The following is a 15591-nucleotide window of genomic DNA, read 5'->3' as shown; positions in this document are numbered from 1 at the left end:
TCTTTTCTGGTTCAGGCGTTTCGGTCGAGGGTCAGGCGGAACAGCGCCATGCCGGCCGCGAGGGCGCCGACGAAGACGAAGGCCTGCCAGGCGCCGGTCGTCAGCGCCGCAAGCGCCGGGCCGGGGCACAGGCCGACCAAGCCCCAGCCAAGGCCGAACAGGGCGGCCCCGCCGACCAGAGGGGTGTCGATGGTCCGGCCCTCGGGCACATGGAAGGTGTCGGCCGCGACCGGAGCCTCCATGCGCCGGCGGATCAGCCAGGCTATGGCGGAGGGGATCAGCGCCCCGCCCATGACGAAGGCCAGAGAGGGGTCCCAGGCGCCCGTCACATCCAGGAAGGCCAGGACGCGGGCCGGGTTGATCATGTCGGACACCACCATGCCGGCGCCGAACAACAAGCCGCACAGGACGGCGACGATCAGCCGGCTCACGCCAGGCCTCCCAACAGGTGGCGGGTGACGAAGACGGTCAGGGCCGCGACGGCCATGAAGACGCCGGTGGCGACGATGGAGCGGGGCGACAGGCGGGCCAGGCCGCAGACGCCGTGGCCGCTGGTGCAGCCCGAGCCCCAGCGGGTGCCGAAGCCGACGATCAGGCCGCCGAGCACCAGCAGCCAGACCTCCGAAGTGATCTGCACCTCGGGCCTGCGGATCAGGGCCGAGGCCAGGGCCGCGCCGCCCAGCAGGCCGGCGATGAAAAGCAGGCCCAGAATGCGCGGCGCGCCTTTTGACAGGCCGGTCGCTGCGGCGGTCAGGCCGGAAATCCCGGCTACGCGCCCATTCAGCAACAGATAGAGACCGGCCGACAGGCCGACCAGCAGACCGCCGGCCAGCGGCCAGATGAAGGGAAGAGGCTCAAGCATCGGAGCCTCGCCTCACAGCGCGTTCAGCGGGACCTTGAGGTAGCGCACCCCATTGTCCTCGGGCTCGGGCGGGCGGCCGCCGTTCATGTTCACCTGAACCGACGGCAGGATCAGCTTGGGCATGGGCAGGGTGGCGTCGCGCTGGGTGCGCATGGCCACGAACTCGTCCTCGCTGACGTCGTCGCGAATATGGATGTTGCCTGTCCGCTGGGCACCGATGGTGGTCTCCCAGGCGAACTCGGTCCGGCCCGGCGGCGCCTTGTAGTCGTGACACAGGAAGACCCGCGCCTCGTCCGGCAGGGAGGTCAGGCGATGGATCGAGCGGTACAGGGTCCGGGCGTCGCCGCCGGGGAAGTCGCAGCGCGCCGTACCATAGTCGGGCATGAACATGGTATCGCCGGGGAAGACGGCGTCGCCGATGACATAGGCCAGACAGGCCGGGGTGTGGCCGGGCACGTGCAGGACCGTGGCCTTCAGACCACCGATCTCAAACCGGTCGCCGTCGTTGAACAGATGGTCGAACTGGCTGCCGTCGCGGCGGAAGTCGGTCCCTTCGTTGAAGATCTTGCCGAAGACCGCCTGGACGGTGAGGATTTCATGGCCAATCGCCAGCTGACCGCCGAGCTTTTCCTGGAGATAGGGCGCCGCCGACAGGTGATCGGCATGGGCGTGCGTCTCGAGCAGCCACTGAACCGTGAGACCTTCGGATTTCACGTAATCAATGAGCGCATCGGCCGAAGCGTGCGTGGTGCGGCCCGACGCCGGATCGTAGTCCAGCACGCTGTCAATGATGGCGCAGACGTCGGAGCCGGGATCGCGCACGACGTGGCTGACGGTGAAGGTGGCTTCGTCGAAGAACGATTTCACGACAGGGCGTTGGCGAGGATCGCCCAGCGCGGCGCGCACGATGTCGGCGGCGTCGTCGCGGGCGGGGTCGGGTGTGGGCGAGGACATGACGTGTCTCCGTTTCGGTGACTCAACACATATACTCATTCATAGTTCGTGCAAGTATGTATTTTAATGTAGCGGAAACGGTGGGATGCGCTTAGCTTGCGGCTATGGACACGATCGACACCGGGCCAGCCGTCTATCCCCCCGCAATGCGCGCCCTGCGCATCAACGATACGGCGCCGGACTTCACGGCGCGCACGACTCAGGGCGAAAGGCGCCTCAGCGACTACCGTGGACGCTGGCTGGTGCTGTTCTCGCATCCGGCGGACTTCACGCCGGTCTGCACCAGCGAGTTCGTGGCCCTGGCCCGGCAGGCCGACGCCTTCGCGGCGATCGACTGCGATCTGATGGCCCTGTCGGTGGACAGTCTGTATTCGCACCTGGCCTGGCTGAAGGACATCTTCCGCCGCTTCGGCGTGAAGGTGCCGTTCCCGATCATCGAAGATCCCTCCATGGCCATCGGCCACGCCTTTGGCATGGTGGACGCCGGCTCGAGCGACAGCGCCACGGTGCGCGCGACCTTCGTGATCGATCCCGAAGGCGTGGTGCGCGCCATCAGCTGGTACCCGATGAACATCGGCCGCTCGGTTGATGAGTTGCTGCGTCTCGTCACCGCCCTGCAGACCTCGGACCGTGAGGCGGCCTCCACGCCGGCGGGCTGGACGCCCGGCGACGCACTGCTGGAGCCGGCCGCCACCACACTGGACGCCGCCATCGCCGACGGTGACGGCGATGCACCCTGGTACTATCGCGAGCGCAGCGCATGACCGACGATCAAGCGGCCGCGATGGAGCGGTTGAAGGAAAAGGCGCCGGAGGCCGCAGAGCTGTTGCGCCAGCTGGCCAACGCCAACCGGCTGCTGATCCTGTGTCATATCGCCGAAGAGGAGCGCTCGGTGGGCCAGCTCGAGGCGGACCTCGGCATCAAGCAGCCGGCGCTATCCCAGCAACTGGCAGAGCTGCGCCAGTATGGCCTGGTCAAGACCCGCCGTCAGTCCCGCTCGATCTTCTATTCGATCGCCGACGAGCGCGCCCAGGCGGTCATGGGGATGCTCTACGAAATCTTCTGCGGCGATGCGAAGGCGGTCGGCGCGCGAGCCGCCGCCCCGGCGCCCCGCACATCGACGCCGGCGCGCGGCGACACAGCTCAGTTCGCCCGCATCACCGCCGTCGCACGTCGCTGACGGCAAACCCGCACAGGAGACTCTAGTGAAGGGCTTCATCGACAATATCGAACGTCTGACGGAAGAGAACACAGACTTTCGCCGCGTTCTGTACACCGGCCACAATCTGCAGCTCGTCCTCATGGCCATTCCGCACGGCCAGGAGATCGGCGAAGAGGTCCACGACGACCGCGACCAGTTCTTCCGCATCGAGGCGGGCGAGGGCGAAATCTGGATCGACGGCGTTCGTCACGCCGTGAAGGCGGATGACGGGGTCATCGTCCCTCAGGGCGCCCGCCACAATGTGGTCAGCACGGGGTCCGAGCCGCTTCGGCTCTACACCCTTTATGGTCCGCCGGAGCATCGCGACGGTACGGTTCACGCCACGGTGGAAGAGGCCTCCGCCGACCACGAGCATTTCGACGGCCGCACGACCGAATAACCGTCAGGGGCCGACGTCGTCCGCATCGGCGCGCCGGTCGTCGGGCCGCGGCAGGTGCAGGTCGATACCCAACGCCTCCGCCAGACGGGTGTCGCGACGATAGATGTCATCGCGAAAGGCGACGCGGCCCTGGCCGTCCAGAAAGGCCGTCCAATAAAGCAGGCGCACGTCGATCGGCCGACCGGTCGCCACCCGGACGGTCTCGCCGCTGTCCAGCGCGGCGTCGAATCGGGCGAGCCTCGCGGGGTCGGGCGCAAGCAGCAGCCGAGCGAAGCCGACCGCGTCCTGCACCCGCACGCAGCCGTGGCTGAGATGGCGGAAGCTCCGGTCGAACGCACCCCGCGACGGGGTGTCGTGCAGGAAGATGGCGTAGCTGTCCTGAAGTTCGAACTTGACCTGGCCCAGGGCGGCGTTCGGGCCAGCGCGCTGAACCACCATGCCATTCTGAATCGTCATGTTGTTCGCCCGCATATAGGCGGCGCCGCGTGGCAGGATCTCGCGCTGGGCGATGGAAGTCGGCACCGTCCAGGGCGGATTGGCGACCACCGAGGCGAAGGGCCGTTCGAGGCTGGGCGTCGCATTGTCGGCGTCACCCGTCACGACCCGCATCGAATGCACGGGCCGACCGTCCTTCCAGTAGACCATGATGGAGGCGGCGGTGTTCACCTCGATCCGTTCCGGGGCGACGTCTCTCTTCAGCCAACGGCGGCGTTCCAAATTCAGCGCGATCTGGCGAGCGCGGGCCTCGGCCGAAATCGAGAGCGCCCGCTGTGTCGCCGGGCCGATGCGGGCGTCCGCTTCAAGACCGTGGCGCACCTGGAACGCCCGAACGGCCTCTTGCACAATGGAGCCGTATTCACCGCCAGACGGGCCGACCATCGCGGCGGCGGCTTCGCTTAAATCGCCTTCCACCCGAAGGCGCGGCAGGAGGGCGGGAAGGCGCGGGTCGGACGCAAATGGTTCGATCGTCGCGCCCAGGGCAAAGGGCGGCCAACCGCCGCGGTCGGCGATGGCGCGATAGCGGAGGAAGCCGTCGCACAGGCCCTGATAGCCGCGGTCCTGGGGTGCGAGGCCGGCCATCGTCGCCGCAAGTGTTCCGTCGTCGACCGCCTTTGCGAGGAGAGGCGGCGTGTCGACTTGGTTGCGATCCATCTCCCAGAGCGTCTCGACGGATGCTGGATCGACCCGGCCATGGGCGAGCGCCTCAGCCAGGATCAGGACGGCCTGGGTCAGTTCTGCTTCGCTAAGGGCGAGACCGTCGGGCGCCGACAGCCCGTGGCGGTCCGCCAGAGCTAGGGCGTCCATGGCTTGCCGGCGCGCGGACCCCGCCCAGGCGGGGCGTCCGCCGCGGGCCGCGTAGAAGGCTGTAGTCAGAACAGTGATGTCAAAGGCGGCGGGCGCGGGTGCTGCTCGCGCCGCCGTAGAGACCCAGAGCGGCGCCGCTGCGGCCGCCAGCAGGTGTCGGCGGTTCAGGATTGAGGAGCGACGATCAACCATGCCGCCGACACCGCAGGGTTCACCTTAAGGCAGGCTTAAGGTTGGCCGGTCCGCCAGCCCCACCGCGCGAAGATGGCGGCCCCCTCGTCGGACTTCAGAAAGTCGAGGAACGGCTGGGCGTCGGCGTCCTGGCGGCCGGTCTCTGTCACAACGGCGCCGGCGTCGCGGTAGATGCGGTAGGGCTCTTCGACCTCGACCACATCAGCGAGGTCCGGATTGGCGACCTGCCAGATGCCCCAGATGATCCAGGCGTCCAGCGTCGGGTCGTCGATCCAGGCTTGTCGGGCCTCGGCGCTGTTGCGGGCGTAGACGACGATGTTACGACGCAGGGCGCGCACCTTGGCGATGTCGCCGGTGCGACCGGCCATGTCCTCCCACAGGCCGTTCTGGCCCGCGCCGTTGACAACCAAGACCCGGCGATCGGGCTGGAAAAGATCCTCAAGGCCGCCGATGCCGTCCGGATTTCCCGGCCGAACGAGGATGGAGGCGGTGCGCAGATAGAGCGGCTCGACCGCCTCGGCGCGGATGCGGCCCTCCAGGGCGCTGACGAAGTCGGTCATCATCGTCTCGGAGCCTGAGAAGATCAGGTCGCCATCCGCCTTGGCCTGGTCCAGCCATTGGGGCGTGGGTCCGGCGACGACGGCCACGGCGCGACCGGTGCGCGCCTCATAGGCCTTCGCGGCGTCGCGCATGGCGGGGGAGGGGCCGCCGGGACCGTAGACATGAAGTGGATCGGCGGGCGTCTGGGCGTGGGCGGCCAGGGCCGTTGCGCTCAGGAGGGCGGCCAGCGTCAGTGCGGACGGGCGCATCAAGAATTCTCCTGGGGTGGGGCGAAGTGATTGGCGGGAATCTTGAAATAGACGCGCCCGTCCGGCGCGGCCGGCGGCAGCACCCCGCCGCGGATGTTCACCTGAAGCGCGTAGAGCATCAGATTCGGCAAGGGCAGGGTGGCGTCCCGATCGTCGCGGAGCCGCACGAAATCCGCCTCGCCGCGTCCGCCGCCGACATGGATGTTGTCCGCCTTCTGCTCTCTCACGGTGCTGAAGCAGGCGGGCTCGCGGCCATCCGGGCCATAGTCGTGGCCAACGAAGACGGCGGTCTCTTCAGGCAGGGCCAGGATGTCCTGGATGCTTCGGAAGAGAGTCTTCGAGTCGCCGCCCGGAAAGTCGGCGCGCGAGGTGCCGGCATAGGGCATCATCAGGGTGTCGTGGACGAAGGCGTTGCCGCCAATCACATAGGTGATGGAGGCCATGGTGTGCCCCGGTGAGAACATCACCCGCGCCGGCAGGTCGCCAACAGCGAACGTGTCGCCAGCCTTGAAGAGTCGGTCCCACTGGCGACCATCGGCCGGAAAGTCGTCGTCCAGGCCGTAGATGTCCTTCCACAGCTTCTGGACGCCGATGACCTTTTCGCCGATGGCGGTCGGCGCGCCCAGTTTCTCGTTGAGGAAGGGCGCGGCGGAGAAGTGGTCGGCGTGGGGATGGGTGTCCAGCAGCCACTCGACGGTCAGGCCCTCCGCCTTGACGTAGTCCAGGATGGCGTCGGCGTTGCGGGTCGAGGTCGCCGCCGCCTTCTCGTCGAAATCCCAGACCGGATCGATGATCGCGCATTTGCGGCTGACCGGGTCGGAGACGACATACTGCCAACTGCCGGTCTTCTTGTCGTGGAGCGCCGCGATGCGCGCTCCGCCGTGGTCGATGATCTGCATGAAGGCTCCGTTTGGTTTGCGAAGAAAAAGGCCGGACCGCTTGCGAGGTCCGGCCGGAATCCGATCAGGCGGCTTTCGGGGCGTCGGGGAGGTCGCGCGTCGAGAAATACCAGTCGGTGTAGACGTAACCCTCGGAAGCGCGAGCCTCGGCCGCCTCGGCGGCCTTGGGCGGGGGGACGATGGCCGGTTGGCCAGGGCGCCAGTTCTCAGGCGTCGCGACCCCGTTGGCGTCGGACGCCTGGAGCGCGGTGAGCAGCCGAACGAACTCTTCGATGCTGCGGCCATTGCTCATGGGATAGTAGACCATGGCGCGCAGCTTGCCTTCCGGATCGATCAGGAAGGTGGCGCGAACAGCCGAGGTGTCGGCCGCCCCGGGGTGGATCATTCCGTAGGCCTGGGCCACCTCCATCTTCAGATCCTCGATGATGGGGAAGGGGATTTCGACGCCGAACTTCTCCTTGATGTTCCGGGTCCAGGCTAGGTGCGAGAAGATGCTGTCTATCGAGAGGCCCAGGAGCTCGCAGTTCATGGCGGCGAACTCATTCGCATGCTTGGCGAACCCGATGAACTCGGTCGTGCAGACCGGGGTGAAGTCCGACGGGTGCGAGAAGAGGATCAGCCATTTGCCGCGGTAATCGGCCAAGCTGCGATCCCCGTGCGTGGTGCGGGCGTGAAAGTCGGGGGCGGGTTCGTTGAGGCGGGGCAGTCCGGTCATGTCGATATCTCCTTCAGACGCCCCAATGAACAATTACATACATACTTACGCAAACTAATAGTTCTTATGCTCAGGAAAGGTTCCGCCTATGCCGAGCCGTCAGTTCACAACCAGGGCGTATCCGGCCTGTTGAAGGTGGATGACCGTCATCAGGGCGGCGAGATCAACGCTCACGCCCGCTTCGAGATCGGCTTGCGCGATGCCGTTCCCCGCCATGGCCTGGCCGCACAGTCGAACCTGGACGCCGGCGGCGATGAGGGCGCGGATCAGGGCGCTGTTGGGGTTGGCGTCGCCCTTGCCGCGCGCGGTCCAGGCGGCGTCGGAGAGAACTGCAGGGGTGGCGGCGCCGTGCAGGACGACCACGATCTGACGGTGGTCGGCGTCCACGCCGCCCGCCGCCAGCATATTCACCAGCCGCGCGACGCGATCCAATCCCTTCAGCGGCCTGTCGTCCGCACCGCCCTGGGACACGTCGAAGATGACCCGATAGATGCGCGACGGATCCGGCTGTTCGCCGGCCTCGGGCAGGGGCTTGAAGCCGCCGAAGCCTGAGACAGCCTGGGCGAAGCTCGGGGAGGCCGCCAGGGAGGCGGCCAAGGACAGGGCGATCACGAGGGTTTTCATGGCGGGTTCCGGTGTGCGGGCGCTGGGGGTCAGGGACGGCGGGCGATGAGATCGATCAGGGCGGACCGGCCGCTGTGGCCGGCGCCTTCGGAGACGTCGCTGTCGTGGCTTTTCAGATGCAGGATGTCGAAGTCGGCGAAGGCGTCGCGGAGCAGCGCCTCGGTGTAGAGGTTCTCGACCTGCCCCGGACCGCCGGTGCCATAGGCGATCTGTTCCGGCCGATAGCCCTGCAACAGGACCAGGCCGCCAGGCTTCACGGCCGCCTTCATACGCTCGAAAAGTCGGTCGCGCTGGGGAGGCGGGGCGAACTGAATGAAGACGGCGACCACGACGTCGAACGCACCCTGCGGCCAGCCCCAGGTCTCGAAGTCCGCCACCTGGGCGTCCAGTGTGACGCCACGTCGCTCGGCCAGGGCGAGGGCCTTCTCGACCGCGCGCGGGGCGATATCCGTGGTGGTGACGGCCAGGCCCTGTTCGGCGAGCCACACGCCGTTTCGGCCCTCGCCGTCGGCGACCGCCAGAGCGGTCATGCCGGGCTGGAGCCGCGCGATCTGAGCGGCCAGGAAGGCGTTGGGCGTCTCGCCGAACAGATAGTCCTGGCGGTCATAGCGGCTGTTCCAGAAGTCGCGGGCGGCGACGGAGTCCATAAGGTGTTCCTTCAGATGATGAGGACGCTGACGGGCAGATCGGTCTCGCCAGGCGTATGGTCGGCGAACCAGGATTCAAGCGCGCCCACAGTGTCGATGTCGAGCGTCCGGCGGTCTCGCCCGTAATGTTCGGGCACCCCTTGGGCGGTGACGAAGGCCACCAGATAGTCCGCCTCCGGCTCGACAGGGCGGTCTCCGACCAGCAGGCGGTCGAGGCGCTGCCCCTTGGGATTCTCAAGCTTCACGAAGGCCGTGAGACCCCGGCAACGTTTGATGTAGCCGCCCATCTGCTCATACGGGTCGGCGGCGAAGGTGCGCTCCAGATTTTCTTCCAGCATCGCTTGCAACTCGGCCCCGGTCAGCGTCGTGCGTGAGATCGGCGGATTCATCGGCGCCATATTGTAGAGGTCGCCCAGAGTGACCGGACCCGGCGCGACGGGCGCGCCGTAGCGCCAGCCGTTGGAGAAGGCGATGTCCACGCCCGCCGCCTGCGCCGCCGCCGCCAGCAGGACGTCGTCCATCGGCGCGCTGGCCATGGCGTAGCGGTGAAGGGGGATGGCGGTGCGGCCGACGATGCGCGCCAGACGCTCGCGCTCGGGCGCCAGGGCCATCTCCACCAAGCCGGCGACTTGATCGTCTTCGGGGCCAGCGTCCACGGCTATGAGCCGATGGCGCCGCAGGCACACGCGGCCCTCTGCAATCTCCAGATCCAGCCGGCCGATATAGGCGCCGTGGCAGCCGGACTGGATGATCAGGGTGTCGCCGACGCGGGCCGGTTCGTGCAGGCGGTTATGGGTATGACCGCTCAGGATCACGTCGATGCCCGGCGTTTCGGCGGCCAGCTTCAGATCCTGCGGAAAGCCCAGGTGCGACAGCAGGACGACCAGATCGACCTTTTCCTCGCGGAGCTGGTGCAGCTGCTCGCGGGCTTCGGCCACACCCATTTCAAACCGCACGCCTTCAGAGAAGGCGGGGGGCATCGTCTTGTCGATGATGGGGCAGGCCAGGCCGATCACGCCGATCCTCAGACCGCCGCGCTCGAACACCCACCGCCCGTCGAACTCCGGCGCGCCGTCATCCTTGCGGAAGACATTGGCGGCCAGGACGGGATAATCCAGTCCCGCCGCCAACGCCTTGAACCCCGCCGGGCCATAGGCGAACTCCCAGTGCGCCGTCATGGCGTCGATCTTCAGGGCGTTCATGATCGGAACCAGCGCCTCGCCCCGGCTGGCGACGGCGACCCGCGTGCCATGGAAGGTGTCGCCGTTGTCCAGGGTCAGGCATGCACCTTCGGCGCGCGCCTCTTCGAAGAGGCGCGCGATGCGGGCGACCCCGCCCAGCCGTTCGAACCGCCAGCCGCCTTCGGTGCGCACCAGTTCGGGATGCGGCTCGAGATAGCCGTGGAGGTCGTTCAGCTGGAGCAGGGTCAGGGTGGTCATGGTCGGCTTCAGCGCAGCGGTTGTCCGGAGCGGATACGACCGATCACCGCTTCGAGTTGCGCCTGGGGCATGCCGCCGGGGATCAGATTGCCGTTGATGATAAAGGCGGGCGTGCCCTGCAGGGCCAGGGCCGCCGCTTCTCGACCATTTCGGTCCAGCACCGCGTCGATGTCTGCGCGGTGTTCGGCCAGGTCCTGATTCAGGCGCGCCATGTCCACGCCGGCCGACTGGACCAGACGGGTGATGTCCGCCTGGTCGCCGATGCGCGACGGCGACAGCATGAAGGCGTTATGGACGGCCTCGTACTTGCCCTGATAGGCGGCGGCGAGGGCGGTCCGGGCGGCGGTCTCCGAGACGTCGCCGAAGATCGGCCAATCCTTGTACAGGACGCGCACCTTGGTGTCCGCCTTCAGCAGGCCGTCGATCTCAGGCTGCATCTTCTTGCAGTAGGGGCAGTTGTAATCGACGAAGCCGATGATGGTCACATCGGCGTTCTCGGCGCCGATGAAGGGCGCTGCGGGATCGCGCAGCAGGTCATTGAAGCCGACCTGGGCGATGGGCGGCATGTCTTGTCCGGAGGCGGCGGAAGGGCTGGCGGGCGCCGCGCCGTTGTCGGCGTCGGCCGGGCCGCAGGCGGCGAGCGCCAGGACGGCGGCGAAGGCAGGGGCGAAGGTGCGGTTCATGGAAGCTCCGTGAGGCGAGGGGGTCAGTGCAGACGCGCGATTTCGGTCGCGATCTGTTCGGGGGCGATTTCCCCCATGTGGGCCTTGGCCAGACGGCCGTCGGCGTGGAGGAACAGGGTCACCGGAATGCCGGCCGTACCGTAGTGGCGGGGCAGCGCCATGGCCTCGTCGAACAGCACATGGTCGAGGGCCAGCCCCTGGCTCTGCAGAAAGGCCCGAACGCCGGCTTCGCCCTCGCCCTGGTTGACGAAGAGGAAGCGCACATTCGGATGGGCTTTTTCGGCCTGGGCCAAAGCCGGCATCTCGCGCCGGCAGGGCGGGCACCAGGTGGCCCAGAGATTGATCACCGTAGGCCGATCGATCGGCGCCGAAAGGTCGATCGCCGGTGCGTCCATCGCGGCCAGCGTCAGGGCGGGCGGCGCCATGGGCTGCGTCGCCGAGGCCAACTGATGGGCGGTGGTCCAAACCAAGGCGCTGGCCAGCACAGGCGCAATGGCCCAGGCGCGTTCGCGCGTCGTGCGCAGCAGCAGAATGGTGGCCAGGATCACGACCGGCGCGACCCAGATCCAACTGAATCCGCCCTGCCAGACCGCGAGCGCCCGCCACGGGTCAGCCCCGAAATACTCCCAGTGCGTCGCCACGTGACCGAGGCGGGCGACCGCCAGACCGCCGAAGACTAGGACCGTGCTCCACAGGTTGAAGCGCGGGCTGACCCGGCTGGCCAACAGCCCGACGCCGATCATGAAGACGAACACGCCGGCGATGATGGCGAACCGCTCGCCCGACAGGACGAGCGGGCCCAGGGTGATGGCGTTCATGCGGCGGCTCCGGCGCTCTGCAGGGCGGAGGCGACGTCTTGGGCCGACATCTCTCCGATCAGTCGGCTGCCCGGCGCTTCGGTCGCCGAGGGCGACAGGAAGATCATCGTCGGCGGTCCGATCACTCCGTGCCGCTCAAGAAGCGCGCGCGCCTCGGGCGTGCTGCGCGTGACGTCGACCTTGATGAGGTCGGTGTTCGAAAGGCCGGCGATGACCGCGGGGTCCTCGAACACCGTCCGCTCGATCACCTTGCAGCTGACGCACCAGTCGGCGGTGAAATAGACCAGGGCGGGACGTTCGCGCGCGGCGGCATCGGCGACGGCGCGGTCGAGCGCCGTCTGATCCAGCACGACCGCTGCGGTTTCGACCGGCGCGGCGGCTGAGATTCCAGCGGGCCGCGCCAGGGGCTCAAGCGGACGCCACGGGTCGTCCGCCCCGAGACTGAGGCCGACCAGCAGCAACAGGCCCCAGGTCGCGGCCGCCAGGCCAGCGACACGTGCGACGCCGTTTCTCAGATTCGGGCTCAGCGGCTGGAACAGGCCGAGAGCCGCCGCCAGACCGAGCGCCAGCGCCGCGCCGAAAGCCAGCGTCGCGCTCGGCGGCAGGATGCGGCCGGCCAGCCACCAGGCCATGCCCAGGAAGATGAAGCCGAACAGCATCTTCACCCGGTCCATCCACGGCCCAGCCTTGGGCAGGAAGCGCGCGCCGACCGTGCCGAACACGATCAAGGGCACCCCCTTGCCCAGGCCCAGGAAGAACAGGGCCGCCGCGCCCAGCCCAACGTCGCCGGTCTGTGCGATATAGAGCAGGGCACCCGCCAAGGGCGCGGTGACGCAAGGGCCCACGATGAGGGCGGAGACGAAGCCCAGACCTGCGGCTGAGGGCAGGGACCGCCGTCCGTCACCGCTGTCGCGGGACAGGCGGCTGGTCCAGGCCGAGGGCAGTTGCAACTCGAAGCCGCCGAACATGGACGCGGCGAGAACGACGAAGACGACAACCAGAGCGCCGATCGCCCAAACCGACTGGAGCGCCATCTGCAGGTTCTGTCCGGACCAGGCGGCCGCGACGCCCAGCAGGGCGAAGGCGACGGAAAGGCCCAGCACATAGGCGACCGAGAGCATCAGGCCTCGGCGCGTACCGCGCCCGTCCACGCCGCGTCCGATGACGCCGGCCAGGATCGGGTACATGGGAAAGACGCAGGGCGTGAAGGCCAGAAGCACGCCGAAACCGAAGAAGGCGAGCAGGACCCAGGTGGCCCCGCCCTGCAGCGCCAAGCGATCGACGAAGCCCGGGCTGGGGTCCGGGATGACCGCCGGCGATGGCGCGACCGGCGGAGGCGCCAACGCGCCCTCATCACTCGCGAGTGCGGGTGTGGGTGCAGCGCCCGGCGCCTGGATCGCCAGCAGAGCGGCGGCCTGAGCGGTCTGCGCATCGGCCTCCCGAGCGGCAACCTCGGACTGCGGCCGGGTCGGCACGTCCACTGTCCGCGTCATCGGCGGGTAGCAGATCGAGTCCTCGAGGCACCCCTGGTAGGTGATGTTGACCGACGTCGGGCCGCCAACCTGCGTCAGGGTCTGCGCCGATAGGGTCGCGCGACCCTCGTCATGCCAGACGTCGACGACGCCAAAGCCCGGATCGTCCTTGGTTTCGCCGGTCGCAAGCTCCAGAGGCAGCGATGCTTTCCCGCCCGGCGTGCTGGCGACGGTGTGGTCACGATAGAGATAATGGCCGGGCGCAATGTCCCAGGCGAAGGCCAGGTCGCCGTCAGCCTCACGCGTCACCGTCAGGGAGAAGGCCTTGTCAGGCGATAGCGGAGCCTGACCCAATGCCGAACCCGGAAGGGTGAAGGACAGGATCGCGAGAGCGGCGGGCAACAGTCGGCGGAAAAACCTCATGGCCATCTCGTCGGCAAACGAGCTTAAGTCAGGCTTAAGCCGCAACTTCCACCTCACGCCGCATGAGACTGCTCGCCATAGAAGATGATCCCGTTCTCGCCGACGGCCTCCAGGTCGGGCTCAGCGCCTGCGGCTGGACGGTCGAAGTCGTCGGGCGGGTCGAGGACGCCCTCGCGGCGCTGGAAAGCTCGGCGTTCGATGCGGTCGTGCTGGATTTGGGTCTTCCTGATGGCGACGGCCTTTCGGTGCTGCGTTTCGTTCGCGAGCGCGACATGGATGTCGGCGTGGTGGTCTTGTCGGCGCGCGATGACAGTCGGGACCGCATTGTGGGTCTGGACGCCGGCGCGGACGACTATGTCGGCAAGCCTTTCGATCTCGACGAACTGGCGGCGCGACTGCGCGCGGTGCGGCGTCGCCTGCTTGGGCGCTCGGCGCCCGCCTTGCGCCACGGCGGGGTGACCCTTGATCCCCAGTCGCGTCTGGCTTGGCGTGAAGAGGGGGACCTGCCCCTTTCGAGACGTGAGTTCGCCATCCTGGAGGCCCTGATGGAACGGCCTGCACAGGTCCTCTCGCGCAGTCAGCTAGAAGAACGCCTGTACGGTTGGCAGGAGGAGATCGGCTCTAACGCGGTGGAAGTGCACATCCACTATCTCCGGGCCAAGTTGGGAGCCGGCTTCATCCGCACCGTCCGCGGCGTAGGATACACCCTGCAATGAGCTCGATCCGCCTGCGTCTGTTCGCCACCCTCGCGCTCGTGACCGCCCTCGTCTGGGGCGGCGCGGTCGTCTGGGTCGAGATCCAGACCCGGGCCGAGGTGCAACGGGTGCTGGACCGGCGCCTGATGGAGTCGGCCCGCATGGTCTCGTCCCTGATGCAGGCCGGCAGCGTGCGCCCGGCGATGCAGGCTCCGGAAAGCGGGGCCGCCGATGTCTACGACCGTCAGCTCTCCTGCCAGATCTGGTCGCTGGAAGGCGATCTGATTGGTCGGTCCCAAAGCGCGCCTGCGGAGCGGTTGTCGGAAGGGGGCGACGGTTTTTCAGAACGCACGATCCGGGGCGAGCGCTGGCGCGTCTACACGGTGCATGATCGTGATGCCGGTTTCAGGGTCATGGTCGGGGACAATCTGGCCGTTCGCGAGCACCTGGTCGGCAATGTCGTCACCGCTTTGATCGGTCCGGCGGTCCTTGGTCTGCTGGTGCTTGGCGTATTGATCTGGTGGTCGGTAGGGCGGGGGCTGACCCCTATTCGACAAATGACCCGCAGCCTTGCGGTACGGGATGCGGAAGATCTGACGGCGTTGGACGTATCGCCGGACGCCCGCGAACTCCGTCCCTTCGCCCTGGCGCTGAACGACTTGATGTCACGCCTTGGCGCAGCGCGACGTCGCGAGGCCGAGTTCACGGCCGCTGCCGCGCACGAATTGCGTACGCCTCTGGCAGGCCTGCGCGTCCAGGCGCAGATTGCGGCGTCGTCTTCGGATACGGCCGTTCGAAGACGCGCGCTGGAGCAGATCCAGACCTCTGTCGATCGCACTGCCCGCCTCGTCACAGGTCTTCTCGTCTTGGCGCGCGAGGACGAGATGCCGGTTAGCGACGAAGATCGCCGCTGGGTGACGCTTCGGTCGCTGTTTGCAGGAGCGGAAGGCGATGATCGGGTGTCGATCGTTGAAGGTGACGCGCTGCTTAACGTGGATCCAGATCGCTTCGAGGCAGCGGCTGCCAATCTCCTCGCCAACGCGCAGGCGCATGCGGCATCCTCAGTCGTGATCAGTTACGACCCGACTTCCGGGCGTTTAATCGTCGAGGACGACGGCCCGGGCGTGGCCTTCTCGGATCTGCATCGGCTGGGTAGGCGCTTCTTCCGTGCGGCCAATGCACCTTCCGGAGGGAGCGGTCTGGGCCTCTCTATCGTCCTCGCCACAGTGAAGGCCCATGGGGGACAGGTGCAGTTCTTGCGCTCACCAGGAGGCGGTCTCCGTGTCGAGGTGATAGTTGCTATTGAGGCTTCGGGGTCGATGCATAAGCCTAGCACGCTGACCGACTAACAACGATCTCGGCACGCCGAAAGGGTGAGCTCGGGGCCGATCGCGGATCGGAGGCGGACATTAGATGTTCTCACCTCCAGCGTCTGCTGATGCAAACGGCTGCT

General features: G+C 67.5%; 18 protein-coding genes. 5 read left to right on the top strand and 13 right to left on the bottom strand.

From position 1 onward, the window contains the following. Window positions 1-11: 11 nt before the first annotated feature. Genes ACZ5M6_RS01575 through ACZ5M6_RS01565 form a run of 3 tightly spaced genes read right to left on the bottom strand, consistent with a single transcriptional unit; the run spans window position 12 to window position 1816 of the window. Window positions 12-431 carry a DUF6691 family protein gene (locus ACZ5M6_RS01575; RefSeq protein ID WP_035308654.1) on the bottom strand — a complete coding sequence of 140 codons (420 nt, stop codon included), beginning with the start codon at window positions 429-431 and terminating at the stop codon, window positions 12-14. Next, complete coding sequence (locus ACZ5M6_RS01570; protein WP_035308657.1) at window positions 428-862, bottom strand: YeeE/YedE family protein; 435 nt, start codon at window positions 860-862, stop codon at window positions 428-430. Before ACZ5M6_RS01570 ends, ACZ5M6_RS01575 begins: the two co-directional genes overlap by 4 nt. A 12-nt stretch (window positions 863-874) precedes the next feature. Beyond that, the gene (locus ACZ5M6_RS01565; RefSeq protein WP_035308659.1) at window positions 875-1816 is read right to left on the bottom strand and encodes an MBL fold metallo-hydrolase; all 942 of its coding nucleotides are present in this window, start codon (window positions 1814-1816) and stop codon (window positions 875-877) included. A gap of 104 nt (window positions 1817-1920) precedes the next feature. Between ACZ5M6_RS01565 and ACZ5M6_RS01560 the strand changes: the two genes are divergently transcribed. Genes ACZ5M6_RS01560 through ACZ5M6_RS01550 form a run of 3 tightly spaced genes read left to right on the top strand, consistent with a single transcriptional unit; the run spans window position 1921 to window position 3417 of the window. Beyond that, window positions 1921-2580, top strand: coding sequence for a peroxiredoxin (locus ACZ5M6_RS01560; protein ID WP_035308662.1), 660 nt, complete (start codon window positions 1921-1923; stop codon window positions 2578-2580). Beyond that, on the top strand, window positions 2577-2996 hold the full coding sequence (locus tag ACZ5M6_RS01555; RefSeq protein ID WP_035308664.1) for an ArsR/SmtB family transcription factor: 420 nt from the start codon (window positions 2577-2579) through the stop codon (window positions 2994-2996). The genes ACZ5M6_RS01560 and ACZ5M6_RS01555 overlap by 4 nt, the downstream gene beginning before the upstream one ends. A gap of 25 nt (window positions 2997-3021) precedes the next feature. Then, on the top strand, window positions 3022-3417 hold the full coding sequence (locus tag ACZ5M6_RS01550; protein ID WP_035308666.1) for a cupin domain-containing protein: 396 nt from the start codon (window positions 3022-3024) through the stop codon (window positions 3415-3417). Between the two features lie 3 nt (window positions 3418-3420). Here the strand turns inward: ACZ5M6_RS01550 and ACZ5M6_RS01545 are convergent, their stop codons facing one another. From ACZ5M6_RS01545 to dsbD, 10 genes are all read right to left on the bottom strand, one after another. Then, a complete protein-coding gene (locus ACZ5M6_RS01545; protein ID WP_081836188.1) occupies window positions 3421-4914 on the bottom strand; it encodes a L,D-transpeptidase family protein in 1494 nt (497 codons plus the stop codon). A 35-nt stretch (window positions 4915-4949) separates the two neighbouring features. Further along, window positions 4950-5723, bottom strand: coding sequence for a substrate-binding domain-containing protein (locus tag ACZ5M6_RS01540; protein ID WP_035308668.1), 774 nt, complete (start codon window positions 5721-5723; stop codon window positions 4950-4952). After that, window positions 5723-6622 carry an MBL fold metallo-hydrolase gene (locus tag ACZ5M6_RS01535; RefSeq protein ID WP_052005015.1) on the bottom strand — a complete coding sequence of 300 codons (900 nt, stop codon included), beginning with the start codon at window positions 6620-6622 and terminating at the stop codon, window positions 5723-5725. Before ACZ5M6_RS01535 ends, ACZ5M6_RS01540 begins: the two co-directional genes overlap by 1 nt. Before the next feature lie 64 nt (window positions 6623-6686). Continuing rightward, on the bottom strand, window positions 6687-7337 hold the full coding sequence (locus ACZ5M6_RS01530) for a peroxiredoxin (RefSeq protein WP_054764173.1): 651 nt from the start codon (window positions 7335-7337) through the stop codon (window positions 6687-6689). A gap of 99 nt (window positions 7338-7436) precedes the next feature. After that, a complete protein-coding gene (locus ACZ5M6_RS01525) occupies window positions 7437-7961 on the bottom strand; it encodes a DsrE family protein (RefSeq protein WP_052005017.1) in 525 nt (174 codons plus the stop codon). Between the two features lie 29 nt (window positions 7962-7990). Then, entirely contained in the window at window positions 7991-8608 is a 618-nt protein-coding gene (locus tag ACZ5M6_RS01520) for an SAM-dependent methyltransferase (RefSeq protein ID WP_035308670.1), read from the bottom strand. Window positions 8609-8619: 11 nt separating this feature from the next. After that, on the bottom strand, window positions 8620-10047 hold the full coding sequence (locus ACZ5M6_RS01515) for a bifunctional metallophosphatase/5'-nucleotidase (protein ID WP_035308671.1): 1428 nt from the start codon (window positions 10045-10047) through the stop codon (window positions 8620-8622). An 8-nt stretch (window positions 10048-10055) separates the two neighbouring features. Beyond that, on the bottom strand, window positions 10056-10730 hold the full coding sequence (locus ACZ5M6_RS01510) for a DsbA family protein (RefSeq protein WP_035308672.1): 675 nt from the start codon (window positions 10728-10730) through the stop codon (window positions 10056-10058). Window positions 10731-10753: 23 nt separating this feature from the next. After that, the gene (locus ACZ5M6_RS01505) at window positions 10754-11548 is read right to left on the bottom strand and encodes a TlpA disulfide reductase family protein (protein WP_035308673.1); all 795 of its coding nucleotides are present in this window, start codon (window positions 11546-11548) and stop codon (window positions 10754-10756) included. Beyond that, window positions 11545-13443 (bottom strand): protein-disulfide reductase DsbD, encoded by a 1899-nt coding sequence (gene dsbD / locus ACZ5M6_RS01500; RefSeq protein WP_224764426.1) that lies wholly within the window; start codon window positions 13441-13443, stop codon window positions 11545-11547. Before dsbD ends, ACZ5M6_RS01505 begins: the two co-directional genes overlap by 4 nt. A gap of 62 nt (window positions 13444-13505) precedes the next feature. On the opposite strand from dsbD, the gene ACZ5M6_RS01495 reads away from it, so the two are divergent. Both ACZ5M6_RS01495 and ACZ5M6_RS01490 read left to right on the top strand, forming a co-directional pair. Further along, window positions 13506-14159 (top strand): response regulator, encoded by a 654-nt coding sequence (locus ACZ5M6_RS01495; protein ID WP_035308676.1) that lies wholly within the window; start codon window positions 13506-13508, stop codon window positions 14157-14159. Then, complete coding sequence (locus ACZ5M6_RS01490) at window positions 14156-15487, top strand: ATP-binding protein (protein ID WP_035308677.1); 1332 nt, start codon at window positions 14156-14158, stop codon at window positions 15485-15487. Before ACZ5M6_RS01495 ends, ACZ5M6_RS01490 begins: the two co-directional genes overlap by 4 nt. Window positions 15488-15591: the final 104 nt, after the last annotated feature.

This window comes from Brevundimonas sp. Br13 (genome assembly GCF_055391505.1).
Note: the sequence above shows the minus strand (reverse complement) of the source record. Positions and strands in the feature narration are given on the sequence as shown.